At 75.2% G+C, this 13591-nt stretch carries 10 protein-coding genes; 9 read left to right on the top strand and 1 reads right to left on the bottom strand.

Annotated elements, in window-relative coordinates:
• Positions 1 to 182 precede the first annotated feature (182 nt).
• The 5 genes from AMK13_RS35580 (at position 183) to AMK13_RS35560 (ending at position 4560) form a co-directional block, all read left to right on the top strand.
• On the top strand, positions 183 to 1046 hold the full coding sequence (locus AMK13_RS35580) for a helix-turn-helix domain-containing protein (protein WP_375877275.1): 864 nt from the start codon (positions 183 to 185) through the stop codon (positions 1044 to 1046).
• Positions 1047 to 1142: 96 nt separating this feature from the next.
• A complete protein-coding gene (rimO, locus tag AMK13_RS35575) occupies positions 1143 to 2648 on the top strand; it encodes a 30S ribosomal protein S12 methylthiotransferase RimO (protein ID WP_049660304.1) in 1506 nt (501 codons plus the stop codon).
• Positions 2645 to 3283 (top strand): CDP-diacylglycerol--glycerol-3-phosphate 3-phosphatidyltransferase, encoded by a 639-nt coding sequence (gene pgsA, locus AMK13_RS35570; RefSeq protein WP_049660306.1) that lies wholly within the window; start codon positions 2645 to 2647, stop codon positions 3281 to 3283. Before rimO ends, pgsA begins: the two co-directional genes overlap by 4 nt.
• Before the next feature lie 64 nt (positions 3284 to 3347).
• Positions 3348 to 3842, top strand: a complete 495-nt coding sequence (locus AMK13_RS35565; protein ID WP_199823226.1) for a CinA family protein — start codon at positions 3348 to 3350, stop codon at positions 3840 to 3842.
• A gap of 349 nt (positions 3843 to 4191) precedes the next feature.
• Positions 4192 to 4560, top strand: a complete 369-nt coding sequence (locus tag AMK13_RS35560; RefSeq protein ID WP_049660741.1) for a helix-turn-helix domain-containing protein — start codon at positions 4192 to 4194, stop codon at positions 4558 to 4560.
• A 424-nt stretch (positions 4561 to 4984) separates the two neighbouring features.
• Here AMK13_RS35560 and AMK13_RS35550 read toward each other — a convergent pair whose 3' ends face one another.
• A complete protein-coding gene (locus tag AMK13_RS35550) occupies positions 4985 to 9697 on the bottom strand; it encodes an ATP-dependent helicase (protein ID WP_074005702.1) in 4713 nt (1570 codons plus the stop codon).
• Between the two features lie 159 nt (positions 9698 to 9856).
• Between AMK13_RS35550 and AMK13_RS35545 the strand changes: the two genes are divergently transcribed.
• The 4 genes from AMK13_RS35545 (at position 9857) to AMK13_RS35530 (ending at position 13506) form a co-directional block, all read left to right on the top strand.
• Positions 9857 to 11368 carry a S8 family serine peptidase gene (locus AMK13_RS35545; protein WP_074005701.1) on the top strand — a complete coding sequence of 504 codons (1512 nt, stop codon included), beginning with the start codon at positions 9857 to 9859 and terminating at the stop codon, positions 11366 to 11368.
• A 92-nt stretch (positions 11369 to 11460) separates the two neighbouring features.
• A complete protein-coding gene (locus tag AMK13_RS35540; RefSeq protein ID WP_074005700.1) occupies positions 11461 to 12051 on the top strand; it encodes a GNAT family N-acetyltransferase in 591 nt (196 codons plus the stop codon).
• Complete coding sequence (locus AMK13_RS35535; protein ID WP_049659179.1) at positions 12048 to 12242, top strand: DUF3046 domain-containing protein; 195 nt, start codon at positions 12048 to 12050, stop codon at positions 12240 to 12242. Before AMK13_RS35540 ends, AMK13_RS35535 begins: the two co-directional genes overlap by 4 nt.
• Before the next feature lie 37 nt (positions 12243 to 12279).
• Positions 12280 to 13506 carry an AI-2E family transporter gene (locus AMK13_RS35530; RefSeq protein ID WP_380719824.1) on the top strand — a complete coding sequence of 409 codons (1227 nt, stop codon included), beginning with the start codon at positions 12280 to 12282 and terminating at the stop codon, positions 13504 to 13506.
• Positions 13507 to 13591: the final 85 nt, after the last annotated feature.

Below are 13591 nucleotides of genomic sequence, written 5' to 3'. Positions count from 1 at the left end.
TCACACGGCGGAAAGCGACCGCCGGGCTCCCCCCGCACGGCTCCACTGACGGTTCGTCAGCGCCGTGCCGGACCCCGGTCGGACCGGGCGCGCGCATTCGGCCCGTTCCGCTTGAGAAACGATCCGCCCGCGCCCCTAGACTGTTCCCCAGCAGGTGGCCATCCGCTCGAAAGGCGTGCCCCGTGACCATCGGCAAGTCCTCCGACCGCGAGAACGCCATGCCGTCCGTCGAGCCGACCGACGACGTGGTGCAGGCGGCCGATGCCCCGAGCATCGGCCGGGTGCTGTCCACCGCCCGGATCGACGCGGGGCTCACGGTGGACCAGGTGAGTACCGCCACCCGGGTGCGGGTGCCGATCGTCCATGCCATCGAGGAGGACGACTTCGCCCGCTGCGGCGGCGACTTCTACGCCCGAGGAAACATCCGGCTGATCGCCCGCGCGGTCGGCCTGGACGGCGAGGCGCTGGTCGCCCGGTACGACGCCGCGCACGGCGGCCCGCCCGCCGCCAGGCGCCCGGCGACCCAGCTGATCGACAGCGGCCCGATCAAGGTGCCCCGGCGCGGCCGGCCGAACTGGGCGGCCGCCATGGTCGCCGCGATCGTCGCCGTGGTCGCGCTGATCGGCTTCAACCTGGTCAGCGGCAAGGGCGGGCACGGCACCACCGGCTCGGCCAGCGCGCCGCTGCCCAGCGGCTCCGGGACCGGCTCGGTGGCCCCCGCCGCCACCCCCGCCGTCCAGCCGCCGGCGCCAGTGCCGAGCGCCGCCGCGATCGCCGCCGTCCCGGCCGACAAGGTCACCGTGAAGCTGGTCGCCGAGGGCACCAGCTGGGTCTCGGCGATGGACGGCAACGGCAAGTCGCTGTTCCAGAACAACATCGGCAACGGCCAGGACCAGACCTTCACCGACCCCAAGCAGATCAAGCTGGTGCTCGGCAACGGCGGGGCCGTGCACGCGTACGTCAACGGGAAGGACCTCGGCCTCCTGGGCAAGGACGGCCAGGTGGTGCACGTCACGTACACCCCCGGAGACCCGCAGGCGGGCTGACCACAGGGGCCGTCCGGCCCGCTGATGATCAGCTGATCCGAGGCGCGCGGCCTCCGGGGCGAACGGCACCGGAGCCCGCGCGTTAATCTTGGGCCTATGCCTGAACGCCGTACTGTCGCCCTTGTCACGCTCGGATGCGCCCGCAACGAGGTGGACTCCGAGGAACTCGCCGGGCGACTGGAGGCCGACGGCTGGTCGCTGGTCGACGACGCCTCCGAAGCGGACGTCGCCGTGGTCAACACCTGCGGCTTCGTCGAGGCCGCCAAGAAGGACTCGGTGGACGCCCTGCTGGAGGCCAACGACCTCAAGGGGCACGGCCGCACCCAGGCCGTCGTCGCGGTCGGCTGCATGGCCGAGCGGTACGGCAAGGAGCTCGCCGACGCCCTCCCCGAGGCGGACGGCGTCCTCGGCTTCGACGACTACGCGGACATCTCCGACCGCCTCCAGACCATCCTCTCCGGCGGCCACCACGCCCCGCACCTCCCGCGCGACCGCCGCAAGCTGCTGCCGATCAGCCCCGCCGAGCGGCAGAGCGCCGCCGAGACCGTCGCCCTGCCCGGCCACGGCACCGAGGCCGCCGCCGAGCCCATCGCCGACCTGCCCGACGGCCTCGCCCCGGCCTCCGGCCCGCGCACCCTGCGCAAGCGGCTGGACGACAGCCCGGTCGCCTCCGTCAAGCTCGCCTCCGGCTGCGACCGGCGCTGCTCCTTCTGCGCCATCCCGGCCTTCCGCGGCTCCTTCATCTCCCGCCGCCCTTCCGACGTGCTCAACGAGGCCCAGTGGCTGGCCGGGCAGGGCGTGCGCGAGATCGTCCTGGTGAGCGAGAACAACACCTCGTACGGCAAGGACCTCGGCGACATCCGGCTGCTGGAGACGCTGCTCGGCGAGATCTCCGCGATCGAGGGCGTCGAGCGGGTCCGGGTCTCCTACCTCCAGCCGGCCGAGATGCGCCCGGGCCTGGTCGACTCGATGACCGGCACCGCCGACGTGGTGCCCTACTTCGACCTGTCCTTCCAGCACTCGGCGCCCGCCGTGCTGCGCCGGATGCGCCGCTTCGGCTCCACCGACCAGTTCCTGGAGCTGCTGGGCACCATCCGCGGCAAGGCCCCGCAGGCCGGCGCCCGGTCCAACTTCATCGTCGGCTTCCCCGGCGAGACCGAGGAGGACTTCGCCGAGCTGGAGCGCTTCGTCACCCACGCCGGGCTGGACGCGATCGGCGTCTTCGGCTACTCGGACGAGGACGGCACCGAGGCCGCGACCTACGACGGCAAGCTCGCCGACGACGTGATCGCCGACCGGGTGGACCGGCTGAGCCGGCTGGCCGAGGAGATGACCGCCCAGCGGGCCGAGCAGCGGATCGGCACCGAGGTCGAGGTGCTGATCGAGTCGATCGAGGACGGCGTGGTCGAGGGCCGCTCCGCCCACCAGGCGCCGGAGACCGACGGCCTGACCACCCTGGAGGGCGTCGAGGCCCCCGCGGTCGGCCAGTTCTGGCGGGCCAAGGTGGTCGCCAGCGAGGGCGTCGACCTGATCGCCGAGGCGCTGGAGCAGGTGCGACTGCCCCGGACGTCGGGGGCCGAGGCCTCGGGAGCCGGGGAATGACCAAGGGGCCCGGCGCCCCGGCCGCGGCCCACCCGGGCAGACCGGTGGCCGCGGCGCCGTCGACCCCGGGGATCTGGAACATCGCCAACGTGCTCACGATGGTCCGGGTGCTGCTGGTGCCGGTCTTCGTGGCGCTGCTGTTCGCCGGCGGCGGGCACGACCCCAAGTGGCGCTCGGTCGCCTGGGCCTCGTTCGCGATCGCGATGATCACCGACCTGTTCGACGGTGAACTGGCCCGGCGCAAGGGCCTGGTCACCGACTTCGGGAAGATCGCCGACCCGATCGCCGACAAGGCGATCATGGGCTCGGCGCTGATCGGCCTCTCGCTGCTCGGCGACCTGCCCTGGTGGGTCACCGCGGTGATCCTGGCCCGCGAGCTCGGCATCACCCTGATGCGGTTCTGGGTGATCCGCTACGGGGTCATCCCGGCCAGCCGCGGCGGCAAGCTCAAGACGCTGACCCAGGGCACCGCGGTCGGCATGTACGTACTGGACCTGACCGGCTGGCTGGCCACCGGGCGGGCGGTCCTGATGGGGCTGGCGGTGCTGCTGACCGTCGGCACCGCGCTGGACTACATCGGGCAGGCGCTGCGCCTGCGCCGCGAGGGACGGACCGCGGCGCGGGCCGGCCGCTGAGCGACGGGGGAACCGGGTGTCAGAGCGGGACGTGGCGGAGCACGGCGCGGCGGCGCGGGACGCGGTGGCGCCGGACGCGGCGGCGCGGGACTTCGCACTGGCCGAGCGGGCGCACGCCGCGCTGCGGGCCGAGGGCGGCACGCTCGCCGTCGCCGAGTCGCTGACCGGGGGGCTGCTGGCCGCCGCGCTGGTGGACGTCCCCGGGGCGTCCGCGACCTTCCGGGGCTCGGTCACCGCGTACGCGACCGAGCTGAAGGCCTCGGTGCTCGGGGTGGACGAGGGCCTGCTGGACGTGTACGGGCCGGTCCACCCGGTGGTGGCCCGACAGATGGCCGAGGGCGTGCGCGCACTGCTGGGGGCCACGTACGGGCTCGCGACGACCGGGGTGGCCGGGCCGGACCCGCAGGACGGGCAGCCGGTGGGCACCGTACACCTGGCCGTCGCCGGCCCGGGGGGAACTCTGGTCAGTTCTCCCCTGCTGTCGGGCGGTCGTGCCACAATCCGTCACGAAGCGGTGACCGCCGCGCTGGAGCTGCTGGTCGGTCGGTTCGCACGGTAGGCCGGTTCGTACGGCCGGCCGGTTTCGCGTGACCGGGGCCCGTGGGGAGGGCCTCCAGCGACCGGGATCGCCGGGCGGGCGCGCGGGTATGGGACAGCGGGAGGATCGTGTTACATCCAACACCCTGGTTGGGCAGAAACCAGGTGGCGAACGAGTTGCGTGACGGTGGCCGGGTGGGTCGCTACGGGTACCACGAGGGGCCCGCGAACCCGGGTGCGACACCGGAACAAGGAGGGGGACGGCCTTGCAGCCCAGAGTGAACACGACCAGGGTCCCCGCACGCGAAGCGGGCAAGGCGGTACGGTGGGGTCGTGACATCTCGATCCGCAGTCCGAGGAGGGAGGCACCGATGATCCTGCTTCGTCGCCTACTGGGCGATGTACTGCGTCGGCAGCGCCAGCGCCAGGGCCGCACACTCCGCGAGGTGTCGGCGGCAGCCAGGGTTTCGCTCGGATACCTCTCCGAGGTCGAGCGGGGACAGAAGGAGGCCTCCTCGGAGCTGCTCTCCGCCATCTGCGACGCACTCGACGTCCGGATGTCCGAGGTCATGCGCGAGGTCAGCGACGAACTGTCGCTCGCTGAACTTGCGGCGATGGCCACCCTCTCCGAAGGTGATCTGCTGAGGCCGGTACTCGAACCGGTTCCGCTGCCCGCCCCCGGCACCGACCGGGCGAACATGTCGCCCAAGGCCGCCGCGATGGACGTGGTCGCCGCCTGATCCCGGCCTCGACTCCCGGGCGCCCCTGCCCGGGGCGAGCGAAGGGAGGGCGGTCGTGCGAACAGACGCGCAGACGCGCCCGATGGCCCGAATACGGGCCCGGGCGCGGCTGTTCCTCCGGGTACGGCGTCCGGTGCGGTGGGTGCTGGCGGCCTCGGCGGCCGGGCTCGCCTGGTGGCTCCTGGTGGTCCGGGGACAGCTGACCGACGGTGCGGCGCTGGGGCTGCTCGTGGCCGGCGGCTGGGGACTCGGTCTCATTCCGGTCCACGCAGACTGGAACGCGACCGGACCGGCCCGGCGCCCGCGTGCGGAGCCGGTAGGACCGGTGGAGGTACAGCCACCGCCGATCGGGTGATGGACGTGGCCGGAGGCCGCGGGGGCGACGACCCCGCGGCCTCCGGCGTCCTACGGGTGCCGCCGTGGATCAGGGGCGCAGGCGCAGGCCGCGCGGGGTGGCGTGGAAGCCCGCCTCCTCCAGCGCGCGGCCCAGGGCCGAGCCCAGGGCGGGCTCGCCGTTGGCCCGTTCGACCGTGACGCTGCCGAGCGCGCCCTCCCGGACGGCGGCCGCGAGCGCCCCGGCCGCCAGCGCCCGGGTGGCCTCGTCCTCCGGCCAGGCCAGCAGGGACTTGCCGCCGCGCTCGACGTACAGCGCCGGCTCGCCGTCCACCAGGACCACCAGGGCGCCCGCCTTGCGGCCCGGGCGGTGGGCGGTGGGCTCCTTGCCGTCGGGGGCCGCGGGCGGGTCGGGCCAGGGCAGGGCCGCGCCGTAGGCGTTGGCCGGATCGGCGGCGGCCAGCACCAGCGTCTGCGGCGGCTCGCCCGCCGGGGCGGCCGGCCACTCGGCCGCCCGGGCCCGCTCCAACCGGCCGTTCACCGAGCGCAGCCGGTCGGCCGCGCCCTCCATGGCGAACTGGGCGCCGCCCAGGCCCTCGACGAAGTAGCCGCGGCGGGCCCGGCCGCGCTCCTCCATCGCGGCGAGCACCCGGTAGACCCCGGCGAAGCCGCCGGGCACCCGTTCGGCCGCCACCGCGCCCCGGGTGAGCAGGCCGTGGCGGTCCAGCAGGTTCTGCGCCTGGGCGGTGGCCCGGACCGTCGGGTCGGCGGCGAGGACGGGCAGCAGCGACCAGCGGCCGGCCACCGTCGGCGGGCCGCTGCGCAGGGCGCCGCCGACCCGGCCGAGGGCGCGGCCGGCACCGCCGTAGCGGCCGCGCGGGGTGGACCGGGGCGCGCGGTGGGCGGTGGCGCCCGCCGTCCGGCCGGAGCCGAGCAGGGCGCGCAGCGGGGCGAGGGTGTCGTTGGTGACGAAACCGGCCCAGACCAGGTCCCAGAGCGCCTCGACGACCTCCGGCTCGGCGGTCTCCTCCGGGAGCTGCTGGACGAGTTGGCGGAAGAACAGGCCGTAGCCGCCGGCCAGCGCGGACATCAGGGCGCTGTGCACCGGGGTGAGTGCGGGCGGGACGGGCTCGGGGCGCAGCAGGTGGGCGTTCTCGGCGAGGTGCAGGCTGAGCCAGCCGTCCTTGCCGGGCAGGGCGCCGGCCCCGCACCAGCCGATCTCGCCGGCCGCCATCAGCTCGTCCAGCAGGCCGGGGGAGTAGTCGGTGAGCCGGGCCGGGAGGATCAGCTTCTCCAGCGCGGAGGCGGGCAGGGCGGTGCCCTGGAGCTGCTCGACCACCCGCAGCAGGCCGTCCGGGCCGCGCAGCCGGTGGCCGGCCAGGTGCTGCCACTGCGGCAGGAAGGCGGCCAGGGCGCGCGGCGGGACCGGCTCGACCTCGTGGCGCAGGGCGGCGAGCGAGCGGCGGCGCAGCCGGCGCAGCACCTCGGCGTCGCACCACTCGGGGGCGGTGTGCCACTCGGGGTCGGTCTGGCTCCCGGCGGGCCTGAAGTGGCCCTGGACCAGGCGGCCGGCGGCGGTCAGGCGGTGCAGGGTGCCGGTGACCACGGCGGTGCCGAGGCCGTAGCGGGCGGCGGCCTCGGCGGCGGTGAACGGGCCGTGGGTGCGGGCGTGGCGGGCGATCAGATCGCCCAGCGGGTCCTTGACCGGCTCGGTGAAGGCCTCCGGGACGCCGACCGGCAGCGGGGTGCCCAGCGCGTCGCGCAGCCGTCCGGCGTCCTCGATCGCGGCCCAGCGGCGCTCGCCGGCGATCCGGACCTGGATCACCCGGCGGGCGGCCTCCAGCTCCAGGGCCCAGAGCGGCTCGGCGCCGCGGACGGTCAACTCGGCCTCGGAGAGCGGGCCGAGCAGGCGCAGGGCGTCGGCGACGCCCTCGGCGTCCTTGATCCGGCGCTCGGGGGTGAGGCGTTGGAGCTCGGCCTCCAGTTCGGCGAGCACCCGCGGGTCGAGCAGTTCGCTCAGCTCGGCCTGGCCGAGGAGTTCGGACAGCAGCCGGGAGTCGAGCGAGAGGGCGGCGGCGCGGCGCTCGGCGAGCGGGGAGTCGCCCTCGTAGAGGAACTGGGCGACGTAGCCGAACAGCAGCGAGCGGGCGAAGGGCGAGGGCTCGGGGGTGGTGACCTCGACCAGGCGGACGGCGCGGGACTCCAGATCGCCCATCAGCTCGACCAGGCCGGGGACGTCGAAGACGTCCTGCAGGCACTCCCGGACGGCCTCCAGGACGATCGGGAACGAGCCGTACTCGGAGGCGACTTCGAGCAGTTGGGCGGCGCGCTGGCGCTGCTGCCAGAGCGGGGTGCGGCGGCCTGGGCTGCGGCGGGGGAGCAGCAGGGCGCGGCCGGCGCACTCCCGGAAGCGGGAGGCGAACAGGGCGGAGCCGCCGACCTGGTCGGTGACCAGCTGCTCGATCTCGCCGGGGTCGAACAGGGTGGCGTCGGCGCCGACCGGGGCCTCGTCCTGGCCGGACCGGGCCGAGGGGCTGCTGAAGTCGAAGTCGAGGCTCAGCAGGTCGGCGTCGGGCAGGCGCAGCACGATGCCGTCGTCGGCGTGCATGACCTGCGGGTCCAGGCCGTGCTGCTCGCGCAGCCGGGCGCCGAGGGCGAGCGCCCAGGGGGCGTGGACCTGGGCGCCGAAGGGGGAGTGGACGACGATCCGCCAGTCGCCGAGCTCGTCCCGGAAGCGTTCGACCACGATGGTGCGGTCGTCGGGGAGGTGGCCGCAGGCGGCGCGCTGCTCGGCCAGGTAGTCCAGCAGGTTGGCGGCCGCCCAGTCGTCCAGGCCGGCCCGCTTGAGGCGCTCGGTGGCGGCCTCGGGTGGCAGGGCGCCCAGTTCGCGGGTGAAGGCGCCGAGGGCTCGGCCGAGTTCGAGCGGGCGGCCGAGCGTGTCGCCCTTCCAGAACGGGAGCCGGCCGGGGACGCCGGGGGCGGGGGTGACCAGCACCTTGTCGTGGGTGATCTCCTCGATCCGCCAGGAGGTGGTGCCGAGGGTGAACACGTCGCCGACGCGGGACTCGTAGACCATCTCCTCGTCGAGCTCGCCCACCCGTCGCCCACCACCACCCTTCTTCTCGGGGTCCGAGCCCGCGATGAAGACGCCGAACAGGCCGCGGTCGGGGATGGTGCCGCCGGAGGTGACGGCCAGTCGCTGGGCGCCGGGGCGGCCGGTCACGGTGCCGGCCACCCGGTCCCACACCAGGCGGGGGCGCAGCTCGGCGAAGGCGTCCGAGGGGTAGCGGCCGGCCAGCATGTCGAGCACGGCGTCGAAGGCGGACTGCGGGAGGGTCGCGAAGGGCGCGGCGCGGCGGACCACGGCGAGCAGGTCGTCCACCGGCCAGGTGTCCAGGGCCGTCATCGCGACCAGCTGCTGGGCGAGCACGTCCAGCGGGTTGCGCGGGATGCGCAGCGCCTCGATCCGGCCGGCCCGCATCCGCTCGGTGACCACGGCGGACTGGACGAGGTCCCCCCGGTACTTGGGGAAGAAGACGCCGGTGGAGACGGCGCCGACCTGGTGGCCGGCCCGGCCGACCCGCTGCAGGCCGGAGGCGACCGAGGGCGGGGACTCGACCTGGACGACCAGTTCGACGGCGCCCATGTCGATGCCCAGCTCCAGGCTGGAGGTGGCGACCACGGCGGGCAGCCGGCCGGCCTTCAACTCCTCCTCGACGAGCGACCGTTGCTCCTTGGAGACGGAGCCGTGGTGGGCCCGGGCGATGACCGGGGGCGCGCCCTTGGCCGCGCCCGAGCCGCCCATCAGCTCGGCCGGGGCGTGCGCCTCGGGGACGGCGGCGCCGGTGGCGCGCTCGTAGGCGATCTCGTTCAGCCGGTTGCACAGCCGCTCGGCCAGCCGGCGGGAGTTGGCGAAGACGATGGTCGAGCGGTGCGCCTCGACCAGGTCGACGATCCGCTCCTCGACGTGCGGCCAGATCGAGGCCTGCCGCTGCGGGTCGGTGCCGGCGGCGCCGCCGGTGGCCGGGGCGGCGGGCAGGTCGTCCAGGTCGGGGACGGGGACGACCACCGAGAGGTCGAACTCCTTGGCGGCGGCGGGTTGGACCACGGCGGCGCCGCGCCGCGGGCTCAGGAAGCGGGCCACCTCCTCGACCGGGCGGACCGTCGCGGACAGGCCGATCCGGCGGGCCGGGCGGTCCAGCAGTTCGTCCAGCCGTTCCAGGCTGAGCGCGAGGTGCGCGCCGCGCTTGGTGCCGGCGACCGCGTGCACCTCGTCCAGGATCACCGTGTCCACGCCGCGCAGGGCCTCCCGGGAGGCGGAGGTGAGCAGCAGGAACAGCGACTCGGGGGTGGTGATCAGGATGTCCGGCGGATGGGTCGCGAAGCGGCGGCGGTCGGCGGCCGGGGTGTCGCCGGAGCGGATGGCGACCTGGACCTCGGGCTCGGGCAGGCCGAGTCGGACGGCGGCCTGGCGCAGGCCGGCCAGGGGGGCGCGCAGGTTCCGTTCGACGTCCACCGCGAGGGCCTTGAGCGGTGAGACGTAGAGGACCCGGCAGCGGTGCCTCGGCTCGGCGGGGGGAGGGGTGGTGCTGAGCCGGTCGAGGGCGGAGAGGAAGGCGGCCAGCGTCTTGCCGGAGCCGGTGGGGGCGACCACCAGGACGTCCGTCCCCCGCTGGATGGCCTGCCAGGCCTCGGCCTGCGCGGCGGTGGGGGCGGAGAAGGCACCGGTGAACCAGGCCCGGGTGGCCGGGGCGAAGCCGGCCAGGGGGTCGTCGGCGGACGGGGTCGGGTGCTGGGGCGCCATGCCCCCATGGTGCCGGGTGGGACCGACAAGCGGGGGCGGGCGGGAGGTTCGGAGGAGGGGTGCAAGCCGGGGAGCAGAAACCACAATCCGCTCATATGGTGAGGAATCGGATGCTTGATCCACCCGTGACCCACCGGACCGACGAGCGGAGACCGTGCGATGGCGCAGGCGCACCCGTCGGGCGGGCCCGCCCGACGCCGTCGGGTCCGCGGGCCCGCCCGGGCGCTGCTTGCGATGCTGCTGATGGCGCTCGTGGTGGGCGGCGCCGTCCCGTCCGTGTCCGGGGCGGGGCGGGCGTACCTCAGCTACCTGGTGCTGGCCGAGGGCGAGGACGCCGCCGGCGCCGCCCGGGCCGGGGCGGAGAGCCGGGCGGCGGGCGGGCAGGTGGTCCAGGAGTACCCGCAGATCGGGGCCGTGCTGGTGTACGCGACCGGCCCGTTCGCCGACCGGGTGCGGGGCCGGCCCGGGATCGCCGCCGTCGGGGCGACCAGGACCGCGCCGGTGGTCGCGCCGCCGCGGGCGGTGACGGGGGCGGGGGACTTCACGGCGGGGGCCGGGACCGGTGGCCGGGCGGGCGGCGACCGGATGGACGGGGAGACCGTCACGGTGCCCGATCCGGGGGAGGCGGGCGCCTGGAACCTCGCCATGCTCGGCGGTGCCGCCCGCGGGGCGGCGGACGCCTCGGCGGTCTCCGGCGGTGCCGCACCGAGCGCCGACGCGCTGCGCGGGGTGCTGGTCGCGGTGCTGGACTCCGGGGTCGACGACACCCACCCGGACCTGCGGGCCGCCGTCGACCCGAAGGCCTCCGCCTCCTGCGCGGACGGCCGGCCCGACGCCCGCACCGGCGCCTGGCGGCCCGACCCCGGGGTGGTCGAGAGCGGCCACGGCACGCACGTCGCCGGGATCGTCGGCGCCACCCGGGACGGCCACGGCGTCACCGGGGTGGCGCCCGGGGTGCGGATCGCCGCCGTCCGGCTGCTCGGGCCGCTCGGGCAGTACTACGCGGAGAACATCGTCTGCGGCATGCTCTGGGCCGCCGACCACGGGGCCAAGGCGGTCAACAACAGCTACTTCGCCGACCCGTGGAAGTACAACTGCCCGGGGGACGCGGACCAGGCCGCGCTGATCGCGGCCGTCGGGCGGGCCGCCGGGTACGCCCGGCGGGCGGGGGCGGTGGTGGTCGCCTCGGCGGGCAACGACGGGCAGGACCTCGGCGCCTCGCGGACCGACGAGCGGAGCCCCAACGACCGGGTCTCGGGGCCGGCGCCCCTGCGTCACCTGGGCACGGAGTGCGTACGGCTGCCCGGTGAGCTGCCCGGGGTGGTCACCGTCACGGCGGTGAACCGGGACGGGCACCCGGCGGCCTACTCCAACTACGGGCGCGGACGGGTCTCGCTGGCCGCGCCCGGCGGCGACCCGGACGGCGGGCCGCAGGGGGCGGTCGTCTCCGACTGGCCGGACGGGCGGTACGCGGCGCTGGCGGGGACCTCGATGGCGGCCGCGCACGTGACCGGGGCGGTGGCGGTGGCGGCGGCCCTGCACCCGGAGCTGGGGGCGGACGGGTTGGCCGCGCTGCTGGCCGGGGCGGCGGCGCCGGGGTGCCCCCCGGGGCTCCTGGGCTGTGGGGAACGGCAGTACTTCGGGGCGGGGCTGCTGGTGCTGCCCCGGTGACGGGGGCGCGGGCCGCGCCCCGCGCGCCCGTCGGGTGGTGGGGCGGGGAAAAGCAGGTGACGGGGCGGTGGGACGGGGGTGAGGATCGGGGCATGGGTGATTCGGGTGCGGCCGTGTTCCTGACGACCGAGCGGCTGGTGCTGCGGCGCTTCACGACGGCGGACGCGGACCGGCTCGTGGAGCTGGACGGGGACCCTGCGGTGATGCGCTTCCTCACCGGGGGGAAGCCGAGTCCGCGGGAGTGGGTCGAGGGGGAGCTGCTGCCGCGCTACCTGGAGCACTACCGGCGCTACGGCGACCTCGGCTGGTGGGCGGCCGAGGAGCGGGCGGGCGGGGCGTTCCTGGGGTGGTTCGAGTTCCGGCCGACGCGGGAGGGCGAGCGCGGGGAGGTCGAGCTCGGGTACCGCTTGCGGCAGGCCGCGTGGGGGCGCGGCTACGCGACGGAGGGGGCGCGGGCGCTGGTCCGGCTCGGGTTCGCGGAGCTGGGGGTGGAGCGGGTGGTGGCGTACACCATGGCGGTGAACGCGGGCTCGCGGCGGGTGATGGAGAAGAGCGGGCTGTCGTACGTCCGCACGTTCCACGAGGACTACCCGGAGATGATCCCGGGCAGCGAGCACGGCGAGGTCGAGTACGCGCTGACGGCCGGGGAGTGGCGGGCCCGGTCCGGGATACTTGGGGCATGAGGCTGACGGAGTTCTGGCGACGGATGTACGCGCACTTCGGGGAGGGGTACGCGGAGTCGTTCGCGACCGACCACGTGATGAGCGAGCTGGGCGGGCGGACGGTGCGGCAGGCGCTGGAGGCGGGCTGGGAGGCCAAGGAGGTCTGGCGGGTGGTCTGCGACACCCAGGGCGTCTCCGGGGTGCTGCGCTGACTGCCGGCCCCCCGGGGGCATGGGACAGACTGTTCGGGTGACAAATAGCGCGGAACAGAAGAATTCGGACCGGGACGCCGAGGGCGCTCCGGCGGGTGGGGGTCTGTGGGGCGGCGGGATGCCGCGCTGGCTGCCGCGGGCGATGGTGCTGTTCCTGGTGCTGGTGGGGGCCTTCCAGCTCGCGGACTGGGCGTTCCGGCAGCTGATCGACCTGTTCGTGATGCTGCTGGTGTCGTTCTTCCTGTCGCTGGCGCTGGAGCCGGCGGTGGACCGGATGGCCGCGCGGGGGGTGCGCCGGGGGGGCGGGACCTTCCTGGTGTTCGTGGCGGTCGGGATCGCGGTGGTGGGCTTCCTCGCCGCGCTCGGCACCCTGCTGGTCGACCAGGTGGCGAAGCTCGCGGGGGACCTGCCGCACCTGGTCGACAACCTGATCGACTGGATCAACCGGACCTTCCACCAGGACCTCTCGCTGGGCGAGTTGCAGAATCGGTTGCTCAAGGATTCCGGCACCATCGAGACCTACGTCCAGCAGGCCGCCGACAACGCCTGGGGCGTCTCGTCCACCGTGATCGGCGGGCTCTTCAAGGCCTTCACGGTCGGGCTGTTCACCTTCTACTTCACCGCCGAGGGCCCGCGGGTGCGCCGGACGGTCTGTTCGATGCTGCCGCCCGCCAAGCAGGCCGAGGTGCTGCGGGCCTGGGAGATCGCGCTCGCCAAGACCGGCGGCTACCTGTACTCCCGGGCGCTGCTCGCGGTGGTGTCGGCCGCCGGGCACTGGGTGATGTTCGAACTGCTCGGCCTGCCGTACGCGGCGGCGCTGGCGGTCTGGGTCGGCGTCATGTCGCAGTTCGTGCCGACCCTTGGGACGTACCTGGCCGGGACGCTGCCGGTGCTGGTGGCGCTGACGGTGAAGCCGGTGGACGCGCTCTGGGTGCTGGTCTTCGTCGTGGTGTACCAGCAGATCGAGAACTACCTGCTGCAGCCGAGGATCACCGCGCGGACGGTGGACGTGCACCCGGCGGTGGCCTTCGGCTCGGTGATCGCGGGCGCGGCGCTGCTCGGCGCGGTCGGCGCGGTGATCGCGATCCCGGCGGCGGCGACGCTCCAGGGCTTCGTGGGGACGTACGTACGGCGGTACGAGGTGGCCACCGACCCGCGGATCGACCGGGGCGAGCAGCGGCGGGCCCGGCGGGAGCTGCGCCGGGAGGCGGCCCGGCGGCTGCGCCGGATGGTCGGCGGGGACGGGGCGAGGCGCGGGGAGTGACCCGGGGCGCCGCTCCCGGGGTGTCCCCGGGGGCGGCGGGGCCCGGACGTGCGACGCTTGAATCGAACAGATGTTCTTTGTACTC

The sequence above is a fragment of the Streptomyces sp. CB02056 genome, assembly GCF_001905545.1.
In the GTDB taxonomy this organism is placed as follows: Bacteria; Actinomycetota; Actinomycetes; order Streptomycetales; family Streptomycetaceae; genus Kitasatospora.
This window is presented reverse-complemented; position numbering and strand designations above follow the sequence as displayed.

Excerpts from the sequence above, each read along its gene's own strand:
- AMK13_RS35545 (WP_074005701.1), top strand. The coding sequence starts at position 9,857 with ATGGCGCAGGCGCACCCGTCGGGCGGGCCCGCCCGACGCCGTCGGGTC.
- AMK13_RS35550 (WP_074005702.1), bottom strand. The coding sequence starts at position 9,697 with ATGGCGCCCCAGCACCCGACCCCGTCCGCCGACGACCCCCTGGCCGGC.
- AMK13_RS35560 (WP_049660741.1), top strand. The coding sequence starts at position 4,192 with ATGATCCTGCTTCGTCGCCTACTGGGCGATGTACTGCGTCGGCAGCGC.
- AMK13_RS35540 (WP_074005700.1), top strand. The coding sequence starts at position 11,461 with ATGGGTGATTCGGGTGCGGCCGTGTTCCTGACGACCGAGCGGCTGGTG.
- rimO (WP_049660304.1), top strand. The coding sequence starts at position 1,143 with ATGCCTGAACGCCGTACTGTCGCCCTTGTCACGCTCGGATGCGCCCGC.
- AMK13_RS35535 (WP_049659179.1), top strand. The coding sequence starts at position 12,048 with ATGAGGCTGACGGAGTTCTGGCGACGGATGTACGCGCACTTCGGGGAG.
- pgsA (WP_049660306.1), top strand. The coding sequence starts at position 2,645 with ATGACCAAGGGGCCCGGCGCCCCGGCCGCGGCCCACCCGGGCAGACCG.